This window comes from Streptosporangium canum, from assembly GCF_900113865.1.
GTDB lineage: Bacteria > Actinomycetota > Actinomycetes > Streptosporangiales > Streptosporangiaceae > Streptosporangium > Streptosporangium canum.
On sequence record NZ_FOQY01000004.1, the window covers coordinates 180,760 to 205,353 of the forward strand.

General features: G+C 72.1%; 14 protein-coding genes. 4 read left to right on the top strand and 10 right to left on the bottom strand.

Going from position 1 to position 24,594, the window contains the following annotated elements; all coding sequences use genetic code 11:
* Positions 1-170: 170 nt before the first annotated feature.
* Entirely contained in the window at positions 171-1,778 is a 1,608-nt protein-coding gene (locus BM085_RS07535) for a penicillin-binding transpeptidase domain-containing protein (protein ID WP_093886281.1), read from the bottom strand.
* A gap of 186 nt (positions 1,779-1,964) precedes the next feature.
* Complete coding sequence (locus tag BM085_RS07540) at positions 1,965-2,807, bottom strand: class I SAM-dependent methyltransferase (protein ID WP_093886282.1); 843 nt, start codon at positions 2,805-2,807, stop codon at positions 1,965-1,967.
* A 171-nt stretch (positions 2,808-2,978) separates the two neighbouring features.
* Here BM085_RS07540 and ligA point away from each other — a divergent pair, with 171 nt between their 5' ends.
* Positions 2,979-5,069, top strand: a complete 2,091-nt coding sequence (gene ligA, locus BM085_RS07545) for an NAD-dependent DNA ligase LigA (RefSeq protein ID WP_093886283.1) — start codon at positions 2,979-2,981, stop codon at positions 5,067-5,069.
* A gap of 183 nt (positions 5,070-5,252) precedes the next feature.
* Positions 5,253-7,349, top strand: coding sequence for a DUF4132 domain-containing protein (locus BM085_RS07550; RefSeq protein ID WP_093886284.1), 2,097 nt, complete (start codon positions 5,253-5,255; stop codon positions 7,347-7,349).
* Between the two features lie 9 nt (positions 7,350-7,358).
* Here BM085_RS07550 and BM085_RS07555 read toward each other — a convergent pair whose 3' ends face one another.
* The 4 genes from BM085_RS07555 to BM085_RS07570 form a co-directional block, all read right to left on the bottom strand.
* Entirely contained in the window at positions 7,359-7,652 is a 294-nt protein-coding gene (locus BM085_RS07555) for a DUF6204 family protein (RefSeq protein ID WP_093886285.1), read from the bottom strand.
* A complete protein-coding gene (locus BM085_RS07560) occupies positions 7,640-8,293 on the bottom strand; it encodes a TetR/AcrR family transcriptional regulator (RefSeq protein ID WP_093886286.1) in 654 nt (217 codons plus the stop codon). Before BM085_RS07560 ends, BM085_RS07555 begins: the two co-directional genes overlap by 13 nt.
* A 265-nt stretch (positions 8,294-8,558) precedes the next feature.
* Entirely contained in the window at positions 8,559-9,152 is a 594-nt protein-coding gene (locus tag BM085_RS07565; RefSeq protein WP_093886287.1) for a phosphoribosylanthranilate isomerase, read from the bottom strand.
* Between the two features lie 160 nt (positions 9,153-9,312).
* Positions 9,313-10,143: a PIG-L family deacetylase gene (locus tag BM085_RS07570; protein ID WP_093886288.1), complete on the bottom strand. Its 831-nt coding sequence runs from the start codon at positions 10,141-10,143 to the stop codon at positions 9,313-9,315.
* Positions 10,144-10,358: 215 nt separating this feature from the next.
* On the opposite strand from BM085_RS07570, the gene BM085_RS07575 reads away from it, so the two are divergent.
* Complete coding sequence (locus BM085_RS07575) at positions 10,359-10,700, top strand: ArsR/SmtB family transcription factor (protein ID WP_093886289.1); 342 nt, start codon at positions 10,359-10,361, stop codon at positions 10,698-10,700.
* A 200-nt stretch (positions 10,701-10,900) separates the two neighbouring features.
* Here the strand turns inward: BM085_RS07575 and BM085_RS07580 are convergent, their stop codons facing one another.
* Both BM085_RS07580 and BM085_RS07585 read right to left on the bottom strand, forming a co-directional pair.
* A complete protein-coding gene (locus BM085_RS07580; protein ID WP_245789186.1) occupies positions 10,901-13,963 on the bottom strand; it encodes a chitinase C-terminal domain-containing protein in 3,063 nt (1,020 codons plus the stop codon).
* Positions 13,964-14,205: 242 nt separating this feature from the next.
* Positions 14,206-17,718 carry a serine/threonine-protein kinase gene (locus BM085_RS07585; RefSeq protein WP_093886291.1) on the bottom strand — a complete coding sequence of 1,171 codons (3,513 nt, stop codon included), beginning with the start codon at positions 17,716-17,718 and terminating at the stop codon, positions 14,206-14,208.
* A gap of 57 nt (positions 17,719-17,775) precedes the next feature.
* On the opposite strand from BM085_RS07585, the gene BM085_RS07590 reads away from it, so the two are divergent.
* Positions 17,776-20,373 (top strand): AfsR/SARP family transcriptional regulator, encoded by a 2,598-nt coding sequence (locus BM085_RS07590; RefSeq protein ID WP_093886292.1) that lies wholly within the window; start codon positions 17,776-17,778, stop codon positions 20,371-20,373.
* A 131-nt stretch (positions 20,374-20,504) separates the two neighbouring features.
* Here the strand turns inward: BM085_RS07590 and BM085_RS07595 are convergent, their stop codons facing one another.
* A complete protein-coding gene (locus BM085_RS07595) occupies positions 20,505-21,269 on the bottom strand; it encodes a helical backbone metal receptor (protein ID WP_093886293.1) in 765 nt (254 codons plus the stop codon).
* A complete protein-coding gene (gene icmF / locus BM085_RS07600; RefSeq protein ID WP_093886294.1) occupies positions 21,266-24,487 on the bottom strand; it encodes a fused isobutyryl-CoA mutase/GTPase IcmF in 3,222 nt (1,073 codons plus the stop codon). The genes BM085_RS07595 and icmF overlap by 4 nt, the downstream gene beginning before the upstream one ends.
* Positions 24,488-24,594 lie beyond the last annotated feature (107 nt).

Genomic DNA, 24,594 nt, shown 5'->3' on the forward strand with positions numbered 1-24,594 from the left:
TCCCGGAGCGCCTCACCGCCTCATGCGACGCCGAGGCGTTCCTCCTCCCCGGCGCCGTATGCCTCCCCGGCTCCCCTGCCCCAGCACCATGCGCCTCCACGGCTCCCCGCGTCCGCTCCCCTGCCCCAGCGCCGTGCGCCTCGGCGGCTACCCGCGTCCGGTCCTCCGCGCTACAGCGCCTTCAGGAACCTCGCGGCGATCGGCGCCGCCACCGCGCCGCCGGCGCCGCCGTTCTGGACGAAGACCGCGAAGGCCAGCGGGCCCCGGTAGCCGATGAACCAGGCATGGGACTTCGCGCCGCCGACCTCGGCGGTGCCGGTCTTGCCGGCGGTGTCCGGGGGGAGACCGGCCTGGGCGGCCGTCCCCTGGGTGACCACGGCGCTCATCATCGTGCGCAGGCCGGCGGCCACGCCGTCGTCCAGCGGCACCGGGGGCGGTGAGTCGGCGGGGGGTTCGGCGGTCATGATCGCGGGTTTCCAGACGCCGCTCGCGACCGCCGCGGCGACCTCGGCCATGCAGAGCGGGCTGGCCTGCGCCGAGTTCTGGCCGATGGCGTCGGAGCCCAGCTCGTTCAGGTCCGCGGACGGCCGGATCCGGCAGGAGCTCAGGCCGGGCTTCTCCCGGAACCCGAACCGGTCGGCGGCCTCGGCGCGCAGCCGGTCGTCGCGCAGCCGCTCATAGGCGTGCTGGACGAAGGTGGTGTTGCAGGAGAGTGCGAAAGCCGTGGTGAGGGTGACGGTGCCGTGGTCGGCGCCGTCGGCGTCGGTGAAGCTCCGGGCGTTCGGGATGGTGTAGGCCGCCGGGCACGCGACCGGCGACTCCGGGGTCAGGCCGGTGCGGAGCAGCGCGGCGGCGGTCACCACCTTGAACGTCGAGCCGGGCGGGTAGAGGCCGTTGAACGCCTGCTTGGCGCCCAGCGTGTCGGCCACCGCGCGCACCTGGCGGGTCTCGACGTCGACGGCCACGATCGCGGCGGGCTGCCCGAGACCGTCCAGTGCCCGGGCCGCGGCGGCCTGCACGGACCGGGAGATCGTGGTGCGCGTCCCCGTCCCCGTGGCCGGCGGGGGCGGGGAGGTCAGCAGCACCCGGCCCGAAGACGCTTCCTCCAGCGACAGGAGCACCGCCGTCCCGCCCAGCCCGGTGAGATAGTCGCCCGCCCTGCTGTCACGGGGGAAGGGAAGTCCCTCGCGGGTGAGCGTGGTCGGCCTGCGGACCTGGGTCTCCCTGAGCCGCAGGCTCCCGCCGTCCTTGAGCGAGGGGTGCAGCGTCTCGGGCGCCCAGAGCACCTTCCAGGCGCCGGCCCGCAGCCCCAGGCGCAGGACGGAGGAGAACGTCCACCGCCCCAGCCCCGTCACCTCCCGCACCCCCTGGAAGGAGACCTCGGCCGTCTCCTCGCCCTGACGGCGCAGCTCGCCGGGGTTGAGGGACAGCGACGAGACCCGCAGCTCGGCGTCGAACCGCCGGTGCCGCTCGGCGAAATCAGCCGGCGGATCGGCGACGAGGCCGTTCATGGCGGAGAGGTCACCGCTCTGCCAGGCGGCGAAGTATCTCGAAGTGGTGAGTTCCGGGCCGGCCGTCGGGGTCGGCTCGGAAGTGGGCTCCGAAGTGGGCTCGAACGTCAGGGTGAGCGGCGCTTTCCCGGTCGTCTCGCCGGAGGCACCCGGCCGCGGTGACGGCGAGGTCATCACGGCGCCCGGGGCGGTCGCCAGCCCGTACACGCCGACGGCGACGATCGCGACCGCCGTGGCGATCAACGCGAGGAGCCATCGACTGCGCATACCGTTCCCCCCTGAGTCCCCACGGGTGTATATCACCGGCAGGCCGGAGCGGGCCAGGCCCGGATCCGATCAGGAGGCCACGGACCGCCGTGTCTCCGTCGTGGGAGCGGTCCGGCCCATCCGGCCGTCGAGATGTGGTGACGGCGGGCGTCCCGAGGGGGGTGGGTGCCCCAGCGGGCCGTGCGGTCATCGGGAAGGCTTGTGCCAGACGAAGACCTCGGTGCTCGGCTGACGCTCGGAGAACCGGCCCGAAGGCGCGACCTCCCGCAGCAGCCGTCCGAGGTCCGCCTCGAAGTCACCGCGTCGCGTGCCGAAAAGGTGCGGCGTGGAGGAGGACAGTGACAGCACCCATGCGAGGACGTCACCACAGGTGCGTTCCAGCGCCTGTCCCCCGGGCACGACATACCGCCTCGGTCCCGAGAAGCCCGCCCGGCTGAGCACGGTGGCCTCACCGCCCGGCGTTCCGTGCGGCAGCACCCCGCGGCCGGCCCGCCGGACCGGCCCCAGGTATCGCCCGACCAGATCGTTGACGGCCGCGTAGGGCACCCCCGGATGCGGAAGACCGTCGACGGATCGCGTCTCCGTCTTCAGGTCCGAGATGTGCACCAGTGCGCCGTCCGGCCGGAGCATGTCCTTGACGGTCGCCGCCACCAGATCGCGATCCATCCAGTGGAAGGACTGGCCGAAGGTCGCGACGGTGAACGTCCCGAGACCCGCGGGCAGCTCCTCGGCGCGGGCCTGGACCCATCGCGCCTTGCCGGTTACGCCTGCCTCGGCGGCCCGGCGCCCGGCCTCCGCGATCATCCCGCTGTCCGGGTCCACGCCGACGATCTCACCGAACAGGTGCGCGAAGCTCAGCGCGAGGGTGCCGGGCCCGCAGCCCACATCGACGAGACGTCCCCGGCCGTCGAGCGTCAGAGCCTCGGCGAGCGTGTCCGCGAGCCCGGGGGCATACGGGAGCCGCCCGCGCTGGTAGTGGGGAGCCGCTCCCAGGAACAGCGTGTCGTCCCACTCCCAACCCTCAGGCATGTCCGCCCCTTGCTTTCCGCTCGCAGTTCTCCGCCACCGCAGGATGTGATCATGCCATTTCTCCGGTACGGCCGGAGCCCGCTCTCCGGACAGGGTCACCGGCACCCCCTCCGGCTCGGGGCCGCGTCCCGGAGGCCGGAAACTGTCGGTGCCGGGCGCGATGATGGGATCATGACCGAAGCACCCCCCAGCACCCTTTTCGCCGACCAGAGCGCCTATGCCGAAGCCGTTCAGCTCGCCCTGGACGCCGCCGCGGCATATTACGGAGACGGCACGTCCACGCTGGACGACGACGCCTACGACCGGTTGGTCCGGGGCATCCAGGCGTATGAGACCGAGCATCCCGGCGAGGTGCTGCCGGCCTCGCCGACGGGCAAGGTGGCCGGTGGCGCGGTGGTCGGCGACGTGCCGCACACGGTGCCGATGCTGAGCCTGGACAACGTCTTCGGCGCCGGGCAGCTGACCGACTGGGCCGCGTCGCTGGAGCGCAGGCTGGGCCGGCCGGTCACGGAGTGGAGCGTGGAGCCGAAGCTCGACGGGCTGGCGATCGCCGCGCGTTACCGCGGCGGACGGCTGGCGCAGCTGGTCACCCGGGGCGACGGCACCGCGGGTGAGGACGTGAGCCACGCGATCGGCACCATCGTGGGGCTGCCCACCAGGCTGGCCGAGCCCGTCACGGTGGAGCTGCGCGGTGAGGTGATGATGACCGCGTCGCAGTTCGAGGACGCGTGCGCCAAGCGCCAGGCGCACGACGGCACCACGTTCGCCAACCCGCGCAGCGCCGCCGCCGGCACGCTGCGCGCCCAGGACCGGCCCTACGTGTGCGAGCTGACGTTCTTCGGCTACGGCGCGCTGCCATACCCCGACGACACCTCCGAGCTCGCCGTACGGCTGCGCGAGCTGCCGCACAGCGAGGTCATGACGTGGGTCGCCGGCCAGGGCGTGCAGACCCCCGCGGTCACCGACGTCGGCGGGATCGTCGCCACCACCCTGGAGCAGATCCAGGAGCGGGTCGAGCAGATCGCCGCCAAGCGGGCCGAGCTGCCCTTCGGCATCGACGGCATCGTGATCAAGTGCGATCTCGCCGCCGACCAGGCGCAGGCCGGCTTCAGCTCGCGCGCGCCCCGCTGGGCGATCGCCTACAAGCTGCCCGCCACCGAGAAGATCACCAAGCTTGTCGGCGTCGAGTGGAACACCGGCCGCAGCGGCATCATCGCCCCGCGCGCCGTGCTGGAGCCGGTCGAGCTCGACGGCAGCATCGTCACCTACGCCACCTTGCACAATGTCGCCGACATCACCCGCAGGGGCCTGATGCTCGGCGACAGCGTCGTCGTCTACAAGGCCGGCGACGTGATCCCCCGCGTCGAGGCCCCGGTCGTGCACCTGCGCACCGGCGACGAGCGGCCGATCGCGATCCCGCAGGTCTGCCCGACCTGCGGCGACGCGATCGACGCCTCCCAGGAGCGGTGGCGGTGCGTCCGCGGGCGCGCCTGCCGGGTGATCGCCTCCATCGGCTACGCCGCCGGCCGCGACCAGCTCGACATCGAGGGCCTGGCCGAGAGCCGCATCCAGCAGATGCTGGACGCCGGGCTGATCGCCGACTTCGCCGACCTGTTCTATCTGACCCGCGAGCAGGTGCTGGGCCTGGAGCGGATGGGCGAGACCAGCACCGACAACCTGCTGGCCGCCATCGAGCGGGCCAAGGCGCAGCCGCTCAGCAGGGTGTTCTGCGCGCTGGGCGTGCGCGGCACCGGCCGTTCCATGAGCCGCCGCATCGCCCGGCACTTCGGCAGCATGGACGCCATCCGCGCGGCCGACGCCGAGGCCATCGAGGCGGTGGAGGGTATCGGCCCGAAGAAGGCGCCGGGGGTGGTGGCCGAGCTGGTCGAGCTCGCCGACCTCATCGACAAGCTGGTCAAGGCCGGGGTGACCATGACCGAGCCGGGCTGGACGCCACCCGCCGAGCCCGGCGCCGACGCGCAGGCGGACCCGGAGGCGGGCGGCACGTCCGGGCTGCCGCTGGCCGGGATGTCCGTCGTGGTGACCGGCGCGATGAGCGGAGCGCTGGAGGCGCTGACCCGCAACGAGATGAACGAGCTGATCGAGCGCGCCGGAGGCAAGGCGTCCTCCAGCGTCTCGGCGAAGACGTCGCTGCTGGTGGCCGGGGAGAAGGCGGGTTCCAAGCGGGCCAAGGCCGAGACCCTGGGCGTGCGGATCGTCGGCCCGGAGGAGTTCGCCGACCTCGTCGGCCCGTTCATCTGATCAGGGCCGGAGTCATCTCATCTGATCGACGAGCTCGAATCAGCCATGTAGCAATCACCTCGTAGAGACCTGTACGAGGTGATTGAACCGATCACCGCATCGGCCTGGACGCGGCGACGGTTCGACAGCCATCACCGGCCCGCCCATCACCGGCCGGATCCACCTCTGACAGGAACCATCGGCATGCACCTCTCCCCCCTCGCGCAGCGCCTGCACAATTTGATCACTGGGACCGCGAATGACCCCACATACTGGCCCGAGGCCTCCCAGTTGAGCGCCGGGCTGGGCGCGGCGGTCCGGACCGTCGACGGCAGCTTGATATCGGCGCCGTACGCGGTCGACGGGCAGCGGCTGGCCGTGGCGGCCCGCGAGCTGGTCGGATACCTGCTGGACGAACACCAACTGTACGAACCCTTCTCCGTGCTGGCGGCGGCGGGGCTGGCGGGCATGGACGCCGAAGTGAGCGCCCAGTTCGCGGAGAAGCGTGGGCCGATCGCGGTCGCCGAGATGGAGGTGGTGTTCGGCTGGGACGTGGAGCTGCGGGCGCTGCTCGCCGAGGCGATGGCCAAGGCGATGCGAGAACGGCCGGACCACGCCGCCCCGCTGCCCGCCGTCATCGAATGGCTCAGCAGTCAACCCGGCTACCTGGACTTCGCCCGGACGGCTCTGGAGGCGGCCGAGGCCCGCGTCACGGCGATCCACGCCGGCGAGATTCCCTACCGAGCGGAGAAGGCGTTCGACGACGGAGAGAAGAGGACCATCGGCCGGGCCGTACGGCTGGCGCTCCTGCGGGACGAGCCCTGGCTGCCCGAGCTGCTGGACAGGCTGCTGCGCGGGATCGCGGTGGCTCCGACCCAGGCCAAGACCCTGCCGTCGCAGGGGCTGCTGTTCGAGATCGCCCGCGCGGTGGAAGAGCACCCGACGCCCGAGGCGATCTCCGCGCTGCGCGCCGCCCGCCAGGCCACCCGGCATGCCGGGGTGCCCAAGCAACTGGACCGCATGTTCAAGCGCATCGAGGCCGCCCTGGCCAACCGGCTGGAGGTGGCGTTCCGGATACCCGACGGGCGGCTGCGGCAGGCCGTCGGCGAGCACACGGCGGTGATCTCGACCGACGGCAAGGTCGAGCTGTCGTGGTGGCACGGGGACAAGAAGCTGAAGGCGGTCCCGGCGGCGGTCAGACGGGAGCACCCCGAGGAGGTCAAGCGGCTGCGCGAGCTGGCCAAGCAGACCGCGCAGCAGCAGGCCACCCTGGTCAGGGCGCTGGAGGCCGGATGCGCCGGCGAGACGGCTCCGCCGTACCGGCAGTTGGAGGGTCACCCGGTCACCGATCGGCTGATCTGGGAGTTCGAGGTCTCGCCCGGTGTGTGGCGCGCCGAGCTGGGGTTGACGGTGCCGGACGTGCCGGTGCGGCTGTGGCATCCGGCCCGCGCGTCCCTGGAGGAGGTGCGCGCCTGGCGGGAGGTGGTGCAGGGCAAGGAGCTGCGCCAGCCGTACAAGCAGGCCTTCCGCGAGGTCTACCTGCTCACCCCCGCCGAGGAGGAGACGCGCGACCACTCGCGTCGGTTCTCCGACCACATGCTCCGGTACGGCCAGGCCAAGGCGCTGCTCACCGATCGCGGCTGGACGGGCATGTCGCTGGGCCACTGGGATCCGGCCGGAGGGTCCGACGAGTGCACCGCCGCCAAAAAGCTGCCCGGCGGCCTGACCGCCACCTGGGACTTCCACCTGGACGAGCACTCCTACGAACGCGACGGCTACGGCATCACCGCCTCCATCTGCGTCAGCGGCGACATCCGTTTCCTCGCCGGCGTCTCGCCGATCCCGCTGGCCGAGGTTCCTCCGCTCATCCTGTCGGAGGCACTGCGAGACGCCGACCTGGCCGTCGGCGTCACCTCCACCGGTCTGGACCCCAACGGCCAGGGGGACTACTGGCAGTCCTACGGCTTCGGCGCCCTGGCCGAGAGCGCCCAGGTCCGGCGTGACGCCCTGTCCCGATTGATCGGGCGTACGACCATCGCGGACCGATGCACCATGACCGACCGCTTCCTGGTGGTTCGGGGCGATCTACGCACCTACAAGATCCACCTGGGGTCGGCGAACATCTTGATGGAACCCAACGACGCCTACCTGTGCATCGTCTCCGGACGCGACCCCCATGCCGGACTGTTCCTTCCCTTCGAGGAGGACGGCCGGTTGGCGCTCATCCTCAGCAAGGCTTTCCTGCTGGCGAACGACACCGCCATCACCGACCCCTCCATCACCCGCCAGATCCGGGCTTGATCCACGTCCTCACCCCCGGCCCTTTCGACGGATCTTGATGTCGCGCATGTCCGTCACCGCGGTGCGAAGGATCCGGTACCGCTGGCCGTACGCGTCCAGTGCCGCGATCGCCCGTCCCGTGGCCTCGTTCTCGCCGTCGCCGGGGCTCGCGGGGAGCTGGCAGCGGAAGGTGAACGCCGAGAGGCTCCCGTCATGGGTGAACGTGCCCGCCTCGGTGAACGCGGCGCCGCCCGCCGCGAGGATCGCGTCGCGGCCGGAGTCGGTCAGCGCGTCGAACTTGCCGGAGATGATCACTCTGAACACTGCTGGTCCTTTCGTACGGCATAGGTGAGGACGCGTTCGCCGAGCAGGCTCTCGACGGCGTCGAGGAGCTCCAGCACCGCCTCGGCGATCACGTCGGGGCTCTCCCCCGCCGCGGTGCGCCTGCCGATCTCGGCGTACACCAGCGAGTGCACGCAGCCGAGCTGCCAGGCCACCACGCGGGGAAGCGGATCGTCCGGCGCCGCCCCGGTCTCCTCGGCGAGCGCGTCGGCGAGCGCGTCGGTCATCTGCCCGCCGAGGTCAGCCAGCCGGGCGGTGAGCGTGGGTGCGGCCTGCATCATCTCCAGAACCCGGCCGAACCCCTCGGTCAGCCCCACCTTGCGGTCGCGGCGCCGTACCTCGTCACGTAGCCGGGCCAGCACGGCCTGTACGGCGGACTCACCGGGAGCCCGGCCCCGCACGATATCGGCGAGCCGCTGCGGCGACGCCTCCTCCGGCGGCAGGACGAGGTCCTCCTTGGTCGCGAAGTAGTTGTAGACGGTGTTCACCGACACCTCCGCCGCCGCGGCGACCTCGGCGATCGTGACGTGCTCGAAGCCCCGCTCCACGAACAGGCCGGTGGCCACCCGGGAGATGCGCTGCCGCGTCTGCCGCTTCTTCCGCTCTCGCAGCCCTTCGGTCATGGCCGGAAGCCTAACTCAACCCCAAATATGAAGTCGACTCCATTTTTAGAGCGCAGTACGCTTTTATCCGCGGCATGCCCCCACCAGCCATCCGCCTCATTGCCGCACTAGCCGTATCCGCCGCCATGACCTCCGCCTGCGGCACCGGAGGATCCCCGCAGGCGTCGGCCGCGATCAACACTCGGACGGCCAGGTCAGTGCAGGGCATGGACACGTCAGTGCTCCGGACAGCGCAATTCGACTACGACCACAAGGGAGCCGCCCGTCACTGAGGAAGGCGGGCGGCGGCGACGAAGTCCCTGATGAGCCCGGCGTCCTTCACCCCGGGAGCGACCTCCACGCCGCTGGACACGTCGACCCCCCACGGCCGGGCGGCGGTGATCGCCTCGGCCACGTTCGACGGGTCCAGGCCTCCCGCCAGCATCCAGCGGCCCGCCGGGCGTCCTCGCACCGCCGCCCAGTCCCACGGCTCCCCCGAACCGGGTCTGGGCGCGTCGACGATGAGCAGGTCCTCGTCGAAGGCGCCGCAACGCAGGTCGGCGTCCGCGGCTCCGGCGCGGACCAGCGTGACGCCGAGGTCCTTCAGCGCGGTGAAGTCCCCGTGCGGGTGGTCGCCGTGCAGCTGGACGGCGCGCACCCCGGCCTCCAGGGCGGCCGTCCGGACCTCCTCGGTGCTCTCGCCGGCGAACACCGCCACGGTCAGCACGTGCGGGGGCACCGCCGCGGCCAGCTCCCGCGCCCGCGCGGGGGTGACCCGCCGGGGGCTCCTGGTGAGGACGTAGCCGATCGCGTCGGCGCCCGCCTCGACGGCGGCCGCCACATGCTCGGGCTCACGCAGCCCGCAGATCTTCACATACACCCCTCGCACACTAGCGGCGGAGGGGCGGAGGGGCATACGCCGTCCGGCTACGGGTGGGACAGCCGGTGCGCGGAGACCGGGAGCAGGCGGGCGGCCGGATCCCCTTCGGAGACCCGGCCGGGTTCAGGCCGGCCGGCGGCTCATGGCCGGTCCGCCTCGGTCATCCGGCGGCGTCCCGGCGCAGCCCGTCGAAGAGGTCGTCCTCGCGGTCGGCGGCGGTGACGCGGCTGAGGTGGCGGGTGAAGGCCTCGTGGGCGAGCGCCCGGTGCTGCGCTTCGGCGGGCATGCGCAGCAGGAAGATGTTCTCCCCCTGGCTCGCGTGCGCCTCCAGCGCCTTGAGCTTGCGCTCGACGTAGGGGGCCACGTCGACCACGGCGGTGATCTGCTCGTCCGGGGTGCCGAAGTCCGGGGGGAGCTCCAGGTCCTCGGGGGCGGCGCCGGTCGAGCGGAGGTAGGCGAACAGCTCGGCGACCCGCTCGCGGGGCACCGCGGTGTAGTAGAGCTTGCTGGGGACGCCGCAGGCCTCGACCGCGGCGAGGGTGATCCGGTGCGCCTGGATGTGGTCGGGGTGGCCGTAGCCGCCGTTCTCGTCATAGGTGACGACGACCTGCGGCCGGTAGCGCTCCATCAACGCGGCGAGCCGCCCGGCGGCCTGGTCGACGGGGACGTTGGCGAAGGCCCCCGGCGCCTCGTTGGCCGCCCAGCCGACCATGCCGGAGTCGCGGTAGCCGAGCAGCTCCAGGTGGTCGATCCCGAGATGGGCCACGGATTCGCGGAGCTCCTCCAGCCGCTGCGCGCTCACCGCGTCCTCGTCGTGGCCCGGCTCCCCCGGCTTCACCCCACCGGGACCGTCACCCTGCTCGCCGTTCGTGCAGGTGACCAGGACGGTGCGGATGCCCTCGTCGGCGCACCGGGCGAAGAGACCGCCCGTCCCGAGCACCTCGTCGTCGGGGTGGGCGTGGACGGCCATCAGCGTCAGCTCGTCGTTCATGGATATAGCGACCCCTCCGTAGCAGAGGGCCATACGGCCCCGCTCACTCTACGGCGACCGGAGGGCGGCCGGAATCGGCGGGTGCGGCACCTGCCGGGCCCGCGCACGACCACCGTTCCGGACCCGCGCACGACCACCGCCCCGAGGCGGCGGCCGCGCTCCGGTGCCGGTCGCGACCGGCGGGGCGGACGGCCCGGCACGGGTAGAATGCCGCCGTGAGCAGGCCGTTGTACCAACTGAAGGCCGAGTTCTTCAAGACACTCGGGCATCCGTCGCGCATCCGGGTGCTGGAGCTGCTCAGCGAACGGGAGCGCTCGGTCGCGCAGATGCTTCCCGAGGTGGGCATCGAGCCGGCGCACCTGTCGCAGCAGCTCGCTGTGCTACGGCGGGCCAACCTGGTGGTCTCCCGCAAGGAGGGCTCCAGCGTCTACTACTCGCTCGCCAGTCCCGACATAGCCGAGCTGCTGACCACGGCCCGGTCGATCCTCACCGGCGTGCTCTCGGGGCAGGCCGAACTCCTGGAGGACCTCAGGGGCTCGGCCCGCAACGGCGGGTGACCCCCGGCCCGAGGCGGCCGTACGGCGGGCGCCGGCACCCGGGCGTGTCCGGCGGGGGCCGGATCCCGAAGCCGGCGTCGAGGCCGCCGCCGCGGGGCCGGAGCCCCTCGGGAGCGCGTTCGTGAAGCGGGACGCGTTCGTGAAGCGGGACGCGTTCGGCCCGGCCGGGGAACGGCCGGGCCGAACGCGCCGCGGGCTGGTCAGCGCGGGTTGTCGAAGGCCATCCGGTAGGACTGGCCGCCGAACGTCACGGTGAAGTTGGACGGGCCGGCGATGGGCAGGTCGTAGCGGAGCTGGACCTCCTTGGACTGCCCGGGGGCGATGCTCTCCCAGGTCGGGACCGTCAGCCGGACCCGGTGGAAGTCGCCCTTGAGGCCGCCGGCGTTCGGCCCGGTATGGCCGGTGGACACGGTGGAGAGCGTCCAGCCGGTCTGCTGGGTCATGGTCGCCGGCGCGGAGGTGCCGTAGTCGAACTCGATCGTGGCGCCGCCGGGGACGGTGGTCGTGGAGTTGTTGGTGAACTTGAGCTTGGGCGAGATCGGATAGTTGGCGTCTCCGACCGCGAAGCCGTACAGCTCGGCCTGGACGTTCAGGGTCTGGGCGGGCATCGTCCTGGTGCCGGCCTTCAGGTTCCCGTACGGCGCGGCCGTCCTGAAGGTGTTGTAGATCTTCGTGGTGAGCGTGTCGCCGATGAAGTACTCGCCCCTGCCGCCGTCACGCTCGGGACGGTAGGCGTAGTCGCCGGCCAGCTCCCAGATCATGATGCCGCCGAGGCCCTTGGCGGCCACGTAGTCGGCCTTGGCCTGGACGGACTGGTCGTCCTCGGTGGACAGGTAGACCTTCTTGTCGTTGTTCCACAGCCAGGGGGCGACCATGGAGGAGGAGTACTTGCGGGCGTAGGTGCCGGAGAGGCGGTCGGCCGGGTCGGTGTCGGGGGTGAGCCCGTACTGGGTGATGTAGCTGCCCTGCCTGCCCTCCTGCAGGTTCTTGAAGTGCCAGACCGGGTTGACGCCCGCCGGCACCTCCTTGCCTGTCTTGTCCAGGTCGTGCCAGAGGTTGTCGATGCCGATCGCGCCGTCGCCGCACGGCACCGTGGAGCCGATCTTGCCTCCGGTGCCCTCCGGGCAGTCGTTCTGGTTGGGCAGCGCCGAGGTCCCCCAGAGCCCGTCGGTACCGCCGGTGACGCCCTTCCAGCCGCGGCTGTAGTAGCCGAGGCCCAGGTTGATCCGGCCGGACTGGATCGCGCCGCGCAGGTGGTGGTAGGCCCAGTCGCCGTTCAGGTAGCCGATGCCGCTGTAGGTGCCGTACACGTTCCAGTGCTTCATCTCGGCGTCGGTGCCGTCGTCGTACAGCGCCTGCAGCGGGCCGACGAACTGGTTCCACGCCCCGTGCAGGTCGTAGGTCATCATGTTGGCGTAGTCGAGGTAGGGGGTGACCTGGTAGCTCTCGCTGCCGCGCAGGATCCAGCCGGACGCGCTGGTGGCGGCGGTCAGCAGGTAGTACTTGCCGTCGGCCGCGGCGGCCGCGTCCAGCTTCTGGCGCAGCGTCCTCATCAGGTTGACGTAGCCGGCCATCAGCGTGGCGCGGCGCGGGTTGGAGAAGGCGAAGTCGTCCGGGTTGCCGGCGCTCGGGGCGGACGTCGCGTACTCGTAGTCGATGTCCACGCCGTCGAAGCCGTAGTCCTTGATGAACTTCACGGCCGAGTCGGCGAAGGTGTTGATGCCCGCCTGCGAGCTCGCCATCGTGTAGAAGCCGCCGGTGGCCTGCCGGACTCCGTTGTCGTCGAGGTAGCCGCCGGTCTCGGCCCAGCCGCCGATCGACAGGATCGTCTTGACACCGGGGTGCTGCTTCTTGAACTTGTTGAGCAGGTTGAAGTGGCCCTTGTAGGAGTACGACGGGTCCATCTCGGCTCCGGCGACGCCCGGCCACTGCATGCCGAGGGCGGGGTTGTCCGGTCCCGGGGTGCCGACGGAGACCTTGCCCTGGCCGTCGATGTGCGCGAAGGCGTAGTTGATGTGGGTGATCTTGTCCCACGGGATGTCGTTCGCCAGGTAGGCCGGGGCGCCGTTCCGGCCGGTCCGCCAGCTCGTGAAGTATCCGATCACCCGGCGCGGGTGGTCGGCGCCCATCTTCTCGCGCCCGTCGGTGTCGTAGACGGAGCAGTAGGGGACCCCGGTCACGCCGGGCGACCGGTAGAGCCCGTCGGGCCGGCAGGCCGACTGGTCCGTGGGCTGCCTGTCGGTCCGGACGGTGACCGTCCCGGAGAAGGCCGACCGGTTGCCCGCTCCGTCCCCGGCGCGGACCTTGAAGGTGTACTCGGTGTCCTCGGTGAGGCCGCCGACCGTCGTGGTGGTGCCCGGCGGGGTCCCGGTCACCGTGGCGGCGAGCGTGTCGCCGTTGTACACCTCGTAGGAGGTGACGGCCCGGTTGTCGGTCGAGGCGCCCCACTGCAGCGTCACGCCGGTGGCCGTCTTGCCGGTGGCGGTCGGCGTGCCCGGCGTGGTCGGCGCCTCGGTGTCCGGGGTCGGGTCCTTGAGCGTGCGCACGGTCGTCGCCGGGGAGGGCGCCGACTCCTGGTTCGCGCTGTCCCTCGCCTTCACGGTGAAGGTGTACTCGGTGTCGGCCGCGAGGCCGTCCACCGTGGCGGAGTTGGTCGTGACCGACCTGACCTTGGCGCTGCCCTGGTAGACGTCGTACCCGGTGACCTGCTTGTCGTCGGTGGAGGCGGTCCAGGTCAGGGCCACGCTGGTGGTGTCCGGGGTCGCGACGGGCCTGCCCGGCGCGGTCGGCGGGCTGTCCGGCGGAGGCCCGCCCTCGCAGGGGTTACCGTTGATCTTGCAGTTGGCGGGCGGGGTGCTCGGCCCCGTCCCGACGAACCCGAAGCTGTTGCCGCCGGTGGTGCCGCCCGCGGGCACGTTGGCGTTGGTGCTCGACGGCCGCACGGTCACGTGAGCGCCGCTCACGGTCGGCGTGCCGTTCCACCAGTTGCCGATGGACTGGCCGGTGTTGAGGTCGAATTCGAGGGTCCAGGTGGTGGCGGCGGTGTCGCCCGCGTTCTTCACCTCGTAACCGCCCTGCCACCACGTGCCGCGGTCGGCGGCGGTGAACTTGGCGGACAGCGACGCCGCGGCATGCGCGACCGGCGCGCCGACCGCGGCCATGCCCGCTGTGGCGACCGGCGTGCCGACCGCGGCCATGCCCACCGTGGCGGCCGCGTAGACGACCGCCACGGCGACTGCTCTCCACGAACGGAGACGGGACATCGTGTTTCCTCTCTCTAGAGGATCAAATGAGGCGTGGGGTCCCCCGGTGATCTGTACGGGTGCGCGACCTTCCTCGGAAACGGTCAAAGCCGCCCGTCAAGGAAGCAACAAACAAGAAACTTTCTTATTTAATTCGGGAAGTTACGCCCGCCGACATGGGTCGTCAACCCTTGGTTTCCGATTTGTTTCGCCGCTCCGCCCGGAGCCCGCGGTGACCGGCACGCCGAAGGCGGCTCAGCGCGTCATCCGCACACCTCGAAGCGCTGGATCTCGGGGAGGTGCAGCCGCCATTCCCGCGGGGTCATGGTCCGGCCCGTTCTGGCGCAGACGGCCACCATGACCCGCCCCTCGTCAAGGAGGTGCCGTCGCATGACGCCCTCCGCTGTCACGCTGTACAACGTCCCGCCGTCCGCGCTGAACGCCATCGAGGCGCTCCTTGGGAAGCCGGGCTCCGCCAGGCCGTCGAACACGACGCCGAGGAGTTGCCTGCTCGGCACGTCCCACAGCCGGATCCGGTCACCGGACTCGTACGAGGCGAGCGTGCGCCCGTCGGGCGACCAGGCGAGGAAGGTGCTTTCGCCCACGGCGGGAAGGTCCCCGACGGCGGACGTGAGAGCGGGGTTCCACAGGGAGATCCGGCCGGATCCGCTGAAGGCGACGAGCCCGCCGTCGGGGCGGAAGGCGTAGGGGCCCGAGAGGCTGCCGAGGCCTTCCGGCCGCGGGCGCCGGGAGCCGTCGGCCGGGTCGACGAGTTCGGGGACGGAGCCGGCCACGAGGAGCCCGCCGTCGGGGCGGAAGGCCATGGAACCGCCGGCGGCCACGTCGGTGCGGGTGACCGCACCGGTCTTCAGGTTCCGCAGTTCCAAGGGAAGGATGCCGTCCCGCCCGCTGACCGCGACCGCCAGCGTGCCGCCGTCCGGGCTGAACGCCAGGCCGTCGACGCCTGTGGCCCGCCTGGTCGCGACCTCGAAGACGGTGAGCGGCCTGCCCGAGCTCATCTCGACGACCCGCACCCGCCTGCCCGTCCTGTCGCCGATCGCCACACGCCCGCCGTCGGGACTGAAGGCGAACACATTGGCCCGCCCGGCGAGGGGCGCTCCGACCTGCCGGGCGTCACGGACGTCCCACAGCCGCGTCTCGTCGCCCGTGCCGATCGCGAGGGTCCGCCCACCCGGTCCCAGGAGTGCGCCGCCGTAGGACGACACCCCCGCGGCCACGGGGCTGTCGAACATCGGTGAGATGTCGAGCGTGTCGATCCTCCCTCTTCCCGTCGCCACGCGCAGCACCCGGTCGGCTTCGTCGATGCGGAGGGGGTCCGGCGCCTCGGGCAGCCGTCGCTCCATGACGATGTGCCTGTCGCCGCTCCGGTGTACGGCCAGCTCTCCGAGCAGGCTCCAGTGCGCCGTGAACCGGGCGCTGGACGCGATCCGCCTTCCGGCGACTCCAGCGAGGTAGTCCGTCACGAGGTCGCCCGACGGGAGGCGCCTCACCTGCACCTTTCTCTCCGACGGACGGTTCACGACGAACGCGAGGGTGCGGCCGTCCTCGCCGAACTCGACGTCGTCGAGACGGTGTTTCAAAGGCAGCCAGGGGGCGGGGACGCGCCTGCCCTTGCGCAGGTCCCACAGCTCGGCCCGGCCTCCGCCGGTGGAGGACACCACGCCGAGGCTGCGGTCGGCGTTCACGGCGTCCAGGGGCGCCCCCGATCCCGCGCGGAGCCGTGTGCGGCCGGTCACGTCCCACCATCGGGCCGCGTAGTCGCCTTCGGGCACGGCCAGCAGCCGCCCGGTGCGGTCGAAGGTCATCTCGCCCGGCTGGAACTCCCCGACCCCCGCCGCGAATCCGCCGCCGGCGGGCCTGCCCGTGGTGACGTCCCACAGCCGCACGTTCCGATCGTCCTGGAGGGCGAGCGTCCTGCCGTCGGGGCTGAGCGCGGCCTTCCTGATCGTCGTCCCCACGCCGGAGAAGGCGCGGGTCTGGCGGTGTTCCCGCACGTCCCAAAGTCGCACCTGGCCGCCGAGGACGGCTGCGAGCGCGCGGCCGTCGCGGGTGAGGGCGTAGACCGTGTCGGGGCTCGCGTGCGGGTCGGTGAAGGAATCGATCATGAGCTGGGACAGCGACTCGTAGAGCGCTCCGCGTGACTCGGGCCGTGCGGGAGCCAGCCGCCAGGCCGCCACGCTCAGCAGCATCGCGAGCCCGGGGTCGCTCTCCCGCAGGCCGGCGGCGCGCAGCGCGAGCGATCTGGCCGTCGCCTCGTCCCGTTGCCGGTCGGAGACGCCCCGGCGGTACTCGGCCAGGCCGAGCCCGCCGAGCGCGGCCACCAGCAGGACGGCGAGCGTGGCCGCGAGCAGGCCGCGGCGCCTGGACTGCCGCCTGGACTGTCCCGCCGCGGCGTCGAGGAACTCGCGCTCCAGCTCCAGCAGCGTGATGTCCCTGCGCTCGGTGGCCGCCCACCGCAGGGTCCTGTCGAGGTTGGAGCCGTGCAGCAGGTCGCCGGGCTTGCGGCCGTGGCCGTCCCAGAACCGGGCGGCTTCGGTCAGCCGCCGGTGGACGGGCAGGCCCTCGCGGTTGTCGGCCACCCACTGCCGCAGCCGCGGCCACGCCTGGATCAGGGCGGGTCTGGCCAGCGTGTAGGCGGACGCCACTGCGGCCTCCGCTTCGGAATCCGCTTCGGAATCCGCTTCGGAATCCGCTTCGGAATCCGCTTCGGCGATCAGCCCGGCGGCGCCGTAGAGGGCCAGCAGCGCGTCGACGTCGGCGGAGTCCAGGAGCTCCGAACGGGAGACCCGCCTGATCGTGCCGTCGCCGTCGACCATCCGCAGGAAGACCTCGGGCGCGACGGCCCTCTCGCGTTCGGAGAGCTCATCGAAGAGCTCCTCGGCGATCGTGCCCAGGTCCGGATCCGCCGGGCCCTTCAGCGAGGCGGCCTCGGCGCCGCCCTCGGTCAGCAGGTCATCGCCGTCCGGGCCGCCGAGCAGGCCGAGCAGGCCGAGCAGGATGCCCCTGGCCGAGGGCCGCCGGGCGGGATCACGTGAGAGCGCCGCGGCCACCAGCCCGCTGAGAGGTTCCGCCAGGCCGTGCAGATCGGGCCGGAAGCCGAGCACGCCGCCGATGGCCGTCATCGGGTCCTGGCTCTGTACGGCGTCGCGCCCCGACGCGGAGAAGAGCACCACCAGCGCCCAGGCCCAGACATCAGCGGCGGCCGTGGCGCCGCGCCCCGTCAGGACCTCCGGCGCCATGTAGCCGGGTGTGCCCATGATCGGACCCGTCGTGGTCGGCCCCACCTGCCGGGCCACGCCGAAGTCGATCACTCGCGGCCCGTCGGGGCCCAGGATGATGTTGTCGGGTTTAAGGTCGCGGTGGACCACCCCGGCCTGGTGGATGGCGGCCAGCGCGGTGGCGACGCCGACGGCCAGACGCCGCAGCGCGTCCCCCTCGTACGGGCCCGTCGCCCCGATCACCTGGCGCAGGTTGGGGCCGGGGACGAACTCGCTGACGATGTAGGGCTCGGCCACGTCGAGGCGGGCCTCGACGACCCGGGCGGTGCAGAACGAGGCCACCCGCTGCGCGGCCGCGGCTTCGGCGGCCAGCCGGGACCGGGAGGCCGGGTCGTCGACCCTGGGCACCTTGACCGCGACCCGCTCGCCGCCCTCGCCGTAGGCCTCGTAGACCACTCCCTGCCCGCCGGCCCCCAGCCGCCCCGCCAGCCAGTAGCGGCCCAGCCGCTGCGGGTCGGAAGGAGCGAGAGGAACCATCAATATGGAATTCTGAGCACTAATTGATCATCTGTCCGTCGCATTGAGGAAATTCATATGGAATTTCGCATCATGGGTGCGCTGGAGGTGCGTGACGGCGCGGAGGACCGGACCCCGACCGCCCCCAAACACAGGGATCTGCTGGCGATGTTCGTGCTGAACGCGCGACGGCCGCTGACGGTCGGGCGGTTGCGCGCGCTGCTGTGGCCCCGCGAGGACGGGGAGCGCTCGGACTCGCTCGTACGGGGGTACGTCGGCCAGCTCCGGCGGCTGATCGGCAAAGACGTGATCACCACTGTGTCGGGAACCTACACGCTGGCCATCGAGGAGGACCAGCTCGACGTCGACCGCTTCAGGCGGCTCGTGGCGCGGGGGTCGCGCGAGGATCTCCAGGAGGCGCTCGCCCTGTGGCGGGGGCCGGTGCTGGAGGACGTCGACCCCGACGCCGCGCGCTGGGTGGAGACCGGGCTGCTACGTGAGGAGCTGCAGGAGCTCCGCCTGCTGGCGCTCGAACGCCGCGTCGGCTACGAACTCGACGCGGGCGGCCACCGTGAGGTCCTCGCGGAGCTGCGGCGGCTGGTCGCGCGGCATCCCCTCTGGCAGGGTTTCCGCGGCCAGTACATGCTCGCGCTCTATCGCAGTGGCCGCCGCGTGGACGCGCTGAACGCCTACTCCGCACTGCGCGACGAGCTCGACGACGGGCACGCCATCGAGCCCGACGCGGAGCTTCAGCTGCTCTACCACCGGATGCTCCACGACGATGTCTCACTGCACGTCTCGGCCGGCCCGCCCGTGCTCCTGCCGCGCGACGTGGCCGACTTCACCGGCAGGCGGGATCTGGTCGACCGGGTGATCGGCGACCTGGTCGTCGTGCACGGCCAGGCGGGCGTGGGCAAGTCCGCGCTGGCCGTGCACGCCGCGTGGCGGCACAGGGAGCGCTTCCCCGAGGGGATCCTCTACGCCGACCTGCGCGAGACGACCGCTCCCGCCGCGGTGCTAGAGGACTTCCTGCGCTGGCTGGGCTGCCCCGCCCAGGCGGTCCCCGCCACCCTTGAGCGGCGCGAGCGTCTGCTCCGCACGTACGCGGCCAACCGGCGGCTGCTCGTGCTGCTCGACAACGCCGCCGACGAGAGCCAGGTCCGGCCGTTGCTGACGTCGTGCCCGACTGTCGTCACCAGCCGCTCCACGCTCGGCGGGCTCACCGACGCGACCCGCGTGCCCGTCGGCGTGCTCGGGGATGACGACGCCTGCGACCTCGTCTCCAGGCTCATCGGGCCGCGGCGGGCGGACCGGGCCGCGACGGCACGGCTCGTGCGCCTGTGCGGCGGCCTGCCCATCGCGCTGCGCGTCGCCGGGTCCCAGCTCGCCGCCCGCCCCGCCTGGACGGTCGACCACCTGGTGGGCCTGCTGGAGGACGAACACGGGCGGCTCGACCGGCTGCGTGTGGGTGACCAGGCCGTCCGAGGGGTGTTCCGCCTCGGTTATGACGGCCTTCCCGAGCCGGCCAGACGCGCGCTGCGCCGGCTCGGCGCGCCGTCGGCGCCCGACTTCGCCGACTGGGTGGCCGTGGTCCTCGGCGACCACGCGGAGGCGCTGGTGGAGGCGGGCCTGCTGGAGACGCACATGATCGATGTCGCCGGCCAGGTCCGTTACCGGCTGCACGACCTCACCCGGCTCTTCGCGCGGGAACAGCTGGACGCCGAGGCCGTCCGGGAGGCGCTGTCGGACCTCGTGACGGTCGCGATGGCCAGGGTTCAGGCCTCGCGATTCACCCTGGTCTCCGGCGAGCCGGCCTCCTCGCCCACCGCGACGACGGACATCAGGCAGTCGGTGGAGTGGCTCCACGCCGAGCGGGTGTTCCTGGTGAACCTCGTCGGCGACCTGCACGACGCCGGGCTGTGGGACGGCGGCTGGCGGCTGGCGCACCTGCTCGCCCCCTTCCTCGAACGGCAGCGCTTCCTGCACGACTGGCGGCGGATCTGCGAAACCGGTCTCGAAGCCGCCCGCCGCGCGGGCAGCGCCCGCGGCGTCGCCCTGATCCTGCGCGACCAGGGCGACCTGCACCGCGCCGAACGGCAGTGGGATCTGGCGCATGATCGGCTCAGACTGGCGCTGGGGGCCTTCCTGCGCGAGGGCGCCGCGCGGGATGCGGCCCGCACCCGGCGCAGGCTGGGCCAGGTCTATCTGGAGCAGGGCAAACTCGACGAGGCCGAGCGCAGCCTCGTCAAGTGCCTGGCTGTGGCCGAGAACACGAAGGACACCGCGGAGGCGATCTGCGCGCTGGGCTCGGTGGCACACCGGGCGGGCCGCCTCACGGAGGCGGCCGAACGGCTCGCGGACGCGGCCTCGCGCCTGGCCGATCTGGGCGACCGCCACCGGCACGCGGACGCGCTGCTGGAGCTGACCTCGGTACGGCTGGCGCAGGGCCTGGTCGCCGACGCCAGGCAGGCGGCGCAGCGGGCGAGGGGCATCGCCGTACGCCTCGGCGACCGGCTGCTCGACGCGCACGGGCTGCTGATGCTGGCGCGCGTCAACCTCGCGGAGGGCGCCGCGAGCCGCGCGCGCGACCTGGCCGAGGAAGCGCTGAAGATCTTCGACGGAGCCGGCGACGACCAAGGCAGGGGTGAGGCGCTCGACGTGCTCCACCGGACCTGACAGATCCTCGACATCTCCCCAGCACGCCCCGGCCTGCCTTCCTCTTCACCCCGCACGACTTCCACAGCCCGTGACGCCCCCTTCCGGATGCGGGGATCGGGGCGTCAGCCGATTCATCCCGGCCGATCGGGTCAGCCCCTGACCGTACGGCGCAGCTGGGCCGACAGCACGGCGGGGGCCTCGACGAGCGAGGGGCCGTACCACGTCAGGAAGCGCCCGTCGAGCAGGGCCGCGTCGACGCCGGGAAAGCTCTCGGGGCCGTCCTCCGCGGTGAAGCGGTACGGCTCGTCCGGCAGCACCACGAGCTCCGGCCCGGCCTCCCTCAGGCGGTCGATCGGGATCTTCGGGTACCGCTCGGGATGGCCGGCGTAGAGGTTCTCGACGCCCAGCCGGGCCAGCACGTCACCGGTGAAGGTCTCCCCGCCGACGACCATCCACGGCCGGCGCCACACCGGGACGACCGCCCGGCACCACCGCTCGCGGGTCTCCTGCCGCCACGCGGCCTCCGCCTCGTCCAGCCAGACCGGACGGGGCAGGCGGCAGGCCCCGGTGAGAACGCGGTCCAGCGACACCAGCGCTTCCCGCACGGTACGGATCACCGTCACCCAGACCGGGAGGCCGCGGGCCCGGAGCGCGTCGAGGTCGGCGGCGCGGTTCTCCTCGAAGTTGGCCAGCACGACGTCGGGGCGGAGCGATCCGATCCGCTCCAGGTCCGGGTTCTTGGTGCCCCGGACCCTGGTGACGTCGAGGCCGGCGGGACGGCTGCACCAGTCGGTGGCTCCCACCAGCAGCCCGGGTGAGGTCGCCGCGACGGTCTCGGTGAGCGAGGGGACGAGGGAGACGACGCGGCGCACCCTCGCGGGGACCGGCACCGTGGCGCCGGTGTCGTCCCTCATACGTTGCGGCGGTACTGGCCGCCGGCCTCGAACAGCGCCTCGGTGATCTGGCCGAGGGAGCAGACGCGGGCGGCGTCCATCAGCACCGCGAAGGCGTTCTCGTCCGACATCGCCGCCCGGCGGAGCCGCTGCAGCGCCTGCGGGGCCTGCTCCGCGTGCGTCTCCTGGAAGCCGCGCAGCCGGTCGAGCTGGGACCGCTTCTCCTCCTCGGTGCCGCGGGCCAGCTCCAGCGGGCCGTGCTGGGAGTCGCCGCGCGGGTTGCGGAAGGTGTTGACGCCGATGATCGGCAGGGAGCCGTCGTGCTTGCGGGTCTCGTACAGCATCGACTCGTCCTGGATGCGCCCGCGCTGGTAGCCGGTCTCCATCGCGCCCAGCACGCCGCCCCGGTCGGAGATGCGCTCGAACTCCCTGAGCACGGCCTCCTCGACCAGGTCGGTGAGCTCGTCGACGATGAACGAGCCCTGCAGCGGGTTCTCGTTCACGGCCAGGCCCCACTCGCGGTTGATGATGAGCTGGATGGCCATCGCCCGCCGTACCGAGTCGGGGGACGGGGTGGTGACGGCCTCATCGAAGGCGTTGGTGTGCAGGCTGTTGCAGTTGTCGTAGATCGCGGTCAGCGCCTGCAGCGTGGTGCGGATGTCGTTGAAGTCCATCTCCTGGGCGTGCAGCGACCGGCCGGAGGTCTGGATGTGGTACTTCAGCTTCTGCGCCCGCTCGGCGGCGCCGTACCGCTCCTTCAGCGCCACCGCCCAGATGCGGCGGGCCACCCGGCCGAGCACGCTGTACTCGGGGTCCATGCCGTTGGAGAAGAAGAACGACAGGTTCGGCGCGAAGTCGTCGATCTTCATGCCGCGGGCCAGGTATGCCTCGACGTAGGTGAAGCCGTTGGCCAGGGTGAAGGCGAGCTGGCTGATCGGGTTGGCCCCGGCCTCGGCGATGTGGTAGCCGGAGATCGACACCGAGTAGAAGTTGCGCACCCCGTTGGCGATGAACCACTCCTGGATGTCGGCCATCATCCGCAGCGAGAACTCGGTGGAGAAGATGCAGGTGTTCTGGCCCTGGTCCTCCTTGAGGATGTCGGCCTGCACGGTGCCGCGCACGGTGGCCAGGGTCCGGGCGCGCAGCAGCGCGGCCTCGTCGGGCGCGGGCTCGCGGCCGTGCTCGTCGCGGAACCGGACGAGCGCCTGGTCGAGGGCGGCGTTGAGGAAGAAGGCCAGGATGGTGGGCGCGGGGCCGTTGATGGTCATGGAGACCGAGGTGTTCGGCGCGGAGAGGTCGAACCCGTCGTACAGCGTCTTCATGTCGTCGAGCGTCGCGATCGACACTCCTGAGGTGCCGACCTTGCCGTAGATGTCGGGCCGGAGCGCGGGGTCGTTGCCGTAGAGCGTGACCGAGTCGAACGCGGTGGACAGCCGGGTCGCCGGCTGGCCCTCCGACAGCAGCTTGAAGCGCCGGTTGGTGCGGAACGGGTCGCCCTCTCCGGCGAACATCCTGGTCGGGTCCTCGTCGTCCCGCTTGAAGGGGAACACCCCCGCGGTGAACGGGTAGGAGCCCGGCAGGTTCTCCGCGCGCAGGAAGCGCAGCAGGTCGCCGTGGTCGGACAGGCGCGGCAGCGCGACGCGCGGAATCCGGTTGCCCGACAGCGTCCGGCGCCACAGCGGGGTCCGCAGTTCCCTGTCGCGGACCTTCACCACCAGCTCGTCGGCCTGGTAGGCGTCCGCGGTGGCGCTCCACCCCTCCAGAAGCGCCCGGCTGTCCGGATCGACCTCGGCGTCGGCGCGGTCGAGGAGCAGGTCCACGGCAGCGGTGTCCGCGCCTTCGGCGGCGAGGAGCTCGCGGACGGCGGCCAGTCTCTGGCGGCGGCGCGCCGCCTCCGCCTGCGCGCCGGTGTGGGCGTGGTAGCCGCGTACGGTGTCGGCGATCTCGGCCAGGTAGCGGGACCGGGCCGGCGGCACGATGCCGGCGGTGACCTCCGAGGTGCTGCCGTGCACCTCGGGGAGCAGGCGCGGGGTCGCGGGCAGCCCGTGCTCGCCGAGCAGGTCCCTGAGCCGCTGGTAGAGCGCGGTCACGCCCGCGTCGTTGAACCGCGAGGCGATCGTGCCGTAGACGGGCATCTCCTCGGGCGGGACCCCGAACGCCTCCCGGTTGCGCACCATCTGGCGGCGCACGTCGCGCAGCGCGTCCTCCGCGCCCCGGCGCTCGTACTTGTTGATCGCCACCACGTCCGCGAAGTCGAGCATGTCGATCTTCTCAAGCTGGGACGCCGCGCCGAACTCCGGCGTCATGACGTACAGCGACACGTCGGCGAACGGCACGATCGCCGCGTCGCCCTGCCCGATGCCCGGGGTCTCCACGATCACCAGGTCGTGGCCCGCCACCTGGCAGGCCGCGATCACGTCACCGAGGTGCGCGGGCAGCTCCTGCGCCCCCCGGGTGGCCAGGGACCGGAAATAGACGCCGCCTCCGGCCAGGCTGTTCATCCTGATCCGGTCGCCCAGCAGCGCGCCCCCTCCCCTGCGCCGGGTCGGGTCGACCGCGACGACGGCCACGCGCAGCTTGTCCTCGGAGTCGATCCTGATCCGGCGCAGCAGCTCGTCGGTGAGCGAGGACTTGCCCGAGCCGCCCGTGCCGGTGATGCCCAGCACCGGGACCGCGCGCCCGGCCGCCGCGCTCCGCAGCGCCTGCAGCCACGCGGCGTCCGCGGCGCCGGACTCCACCGTCGTGATCGCGCGGGACAGCGCCCGGTGCTCTCCCGTGACCACCTCGGCGAGCGGGGGCGGCCCGCCCGCGGCCAGGTCCACGTCGCACGCCTCGACGACCTTGTTGATCATCCCGGCCAGCCCGAGCCGCTGCCCGTCCTCCGGGGAGAAGACCCCGGCGACGCCGTGGGCGTGCAGGGCGTCGATCTCCTCCCGCACGATCACCCCGCCGCCCCCGCCGTAGACCTTGACGTGACCGGCGCCGCGTTCGCGCAGCAGGTCCACCAGGTAGGTGAAGAACTCGACGTGGCCGCCCTGGTAGGAGCTGATCGCCACGCCCTGCACGTCCTCCTGGATCGCGGCGGTGACGATCTCCTCGACGGAGCGGTTGTGGCCCAGGTGGATGACCTCGGCCCCCTGGGCCTGCAGGATCCGCCGCATGATGTTGATGGCCGCGTCGTGTCCGTCGAACAGCGCCGCCGCCGTGACGACGCGGACCGGATGGGCGGGAACGTGCACGGGGACTCCTTCGACCGACAGCCGAGTACGCCTCGCAAAATTACTAGGAAGCCCTAACAAATACTAGGACATCCTACTATTTTCCCGCCGGCGGCCCCGGCGGCGCG